The sequence below is a fragment of the Peribacillus sp. genome (assembly GCF_059453735.1).
In genome coordinates this window covers 1-2,917 of record NZ_JAZVJO010000235.1, presented here as the reverse complement: position 1 = coordinate 2,917, position 2,917 = coordinate 1, and the positions used below count along the sequence as shown (strand labels likewise).

The following is a 2,917-nucleotide window of genomic DNA, read 5'->3' as shown; positions in this document are numbered from 1 at the left end:
CAGCACCTGAAAGGAAACTCCATGAAAGTAGTTTAATCATCCTTTACTTATACCGTTCAAGAACTGAATAAAAGTCGATGATAAACTGGTAAAATACTTTTTCTGACGGTGATAGATCGCGCGTTTTTGAGGTGATAATTCCAACAGAACGCTTGACATCAGGTGTATCGATTGGAATTCTTACCGTTAATCTTGGTGTAGATTCGTGTAAAGTACTGTCAGGTAAAAGACTGACGCCGATGCCAGCCGAGACAAGACCTTTTATCGAATCCATATCCTCTCCAATTGACGAAATAATCGGGTCGAATCCAGCTTGCTTACAGGCTTCAATTGCCATTTTTCGTAACACAAAACCATCTGGCAAAAGGACGAAGGAATCTTTCCGCAAATCACTGAGTCGCAGGCTTGGTCGATCAGCAAGAGGATGCCTTATGGGTAAAAGAGCTGACATGTTCTCTGTAAACAGAATATCTCCTTTAATGAGGGAGTCATCAGCTGGGACCGGCCCAAGAAATGCAAGACCGACTTCATTATTCTTTACGGACTTTATTAACGAGGCATACGAACCTTGACTAAGATGGAACGAAATATTCGGTTGTTCTTCACGAAAAGCTGAAATTACCGTGGGAAGCAAATGATTGGCAAGACTAGTTGGAAAACCGATTTTGATGGATCCTTTCTCAGGGTCTAGGTATTCATCGATTTGAAGTTTGGCATAATCAATCGCTTTAATGGCTGTTTTCGCATGAATCAAAAAGATTCTCCCAATTGGTGTGAGTTGAATGTTTCTGCCAATTCGTTCAAATAACTGTACACTCAGTTCTTCTTCCAGTCTGGCAATCTGCCGGCTGATGGCAGACTGTGCGATATGTAAATGTTCTGCAGCAGCTGAAACATGTTCTCGCTCAGCTACTTCTACAAAATAGATTAATTGACGTAACTCCAATGCACTTCCTCCATTCAATCATTCATTCATCTCAATCCGAGATAGGTTTAGTAGAATTATATATTGTTTATTTAATTTTGAAAACTTAAAATAGTAAATAACTAACATAGCCGTGTTAAGTACAACGAACGGGGAGCGATGAAAATTGACATACAATCAAATTCCGAAAGCGCAAGGTCTTTACCATCCTGAATTTGAACATGATGCATGCGGTATCGGTCTATATGCACATATAAAAGGGCAGGCAACGCATGAAATCGTCAAAAAAGGACTCCAAATGCTTTGCCGACTTGATCATCGTGCCGGACAGGGCAGTGATCCACTGACAGGAGACGGTGCCGGATTAATGGTGCAAATACCGAATACTTATTTTCATCAAGTCTGCTCCGAAATGAATTTACCGGAAAAAGGGCGGTATGGTGTTGGAATGGTCTTCTTCTCCACTGACAAAGAAGAACAAATCGAAATTGAAAATAAATTAATTGACTATATAGAAAACGAAGGACAAAGGGTGTTAGGCTGGAGAACCGTACCTGTCGACGTGACTAAACTTGGTGAAACCGGCAAGAATACCTGCCCAGTTATTCGACAGGTGTTTATTGGAACAAGTGACGAAACAAACAACGAATTATTTGAACGGAAATTATTTATTATTCGTAAGCAGGCAGAAGCATGGGGAAAAGCTCAGACCAAAACATTTTATTTTGCCAGCCTTTCTAGTCAGACGATTGTTTATAAAGGGCTGCTGACACCTGAACAAGTGGATGCCTTTTACCTGGACTTACAGAATGAGGCTTTCGTGTCGGCTTTTGCTTTAGTGCATTCCCGCTTTAGTACGAATACATTCCCTAGCTGGGAACGTGCTCATCCGAATCGGTATTTGGTTCATAATGGCGAGATTAATACGCTAAAAGGCAATATGAACTGGATGAAAGCACGTGAACAGCAATTTGTTTCAGATGCTTTTGGGGAGGATCTTAAGAAGGTCCTGCCGATTTTAGATGCGAATGGCAGTGATTCTTCTATTCTTGATAATGCATTTGAATTCTTTGTCTTGGCAGGGCGTAAACCGGCACACGCCGCCATGATGCTGATTCCGGAGCCGTGGTCAGAAAATCCGCATATGACAGCGGAAAAAAGGGCTTTCTATGAATATCACAGTACGATGATGGAACCGTGGGATGGTCCCACTGCTATTTCGTTTACGAATGGAACGCAAATTGGGGCAATCCTAGATCGAAATGGACTGCGGCCAGCTCGTTATTATGTCACAAAGGATGATTATATTATTTTCTCCTCAGAAGTGGGAGTGGTTGAAGTTGAACCAGAGAATGTTTTATATAAAGACAGATTAAGTCCAGGTAAAATGCTTCTTGTCGATTTAGAGCAAGGGCGAATTATTTCAGATGAAGAAATTAAAACGGAAATGGCAGCAGAGCTGCCGTATCAAAAATGGCTGGATGAACAAATGGTGACTCTTATTAAAGAAGAAGTCATTGAAACAGAGAAAGTATCCGATTTGCTTTCTCGCCAAAAAGCGTTCGGTTACACCTATGAAGATGTTCATAAATATTTGCTGCCTGTTATCCTCGAAGGAAAGGATCCACTTGGTTCGATGGGGAATGATACACCACTCGCGGTCTTATCCGACTTGCCGCAATCATTATTCAATTATTTTAAACAATTATTCGCTCAGGTCACGAATCCACCGATTGATTCACTTCGGGAACAGCTTGTAACGTCTACCGTCTCATATCTGGGGGCAGAAGCAGACTTACTTCATCCCAATGAGAGCAATTGTCGTCGGATTCAAATTACTTCCCCCGTTTTGACAAGCGGTGAGATGAAGCAGCTAAAGGAATGCAAAGACCCTGCTTTTAAATGCAGCGTGATCCAAACCTTATTTACTGATCATTTAAATGAGGGGTTAGTCAGCCTGTTTGAAAAAGCAGCGGCTGCAATCGATGCGGG

Annotated in this window: 2 protein-coding genes; one reads left to right on the top strand and one right to left on the bottom strand. The window is 41.7% G+C overall.

Annotation, left to right across the window (positions count from 1 at the left end):
- Positions 1 to 43 precede the first annotated feature (43 nt).
- Positions 44 to 946: a glutamate biosynthesis transcriptional regulator GltC gene (gltC, locus tag AC52RT_RS07415; RefSeq protein WP_495540150.1), complete on the bottom strand. Its 903-nt coding sequence runs from the start codon at positions 944 to 946 to the stop codon at positions 44 to 46.
- Positions 947 to 1,091: 145 nt separating this feature from the next.
- On the opposite strand from gltC, the gene AC52RT_RS07410 reads away from it, so the two are divergent.
- The coding region (locus tag AC52RT_RS07410; RefSeq protein ID WP_495540149.1) for a glutamate synthase central domain-containing protein at positions 1,092 to 2,917 on the top strand (1,826 nt) is incomplete at its 3' end.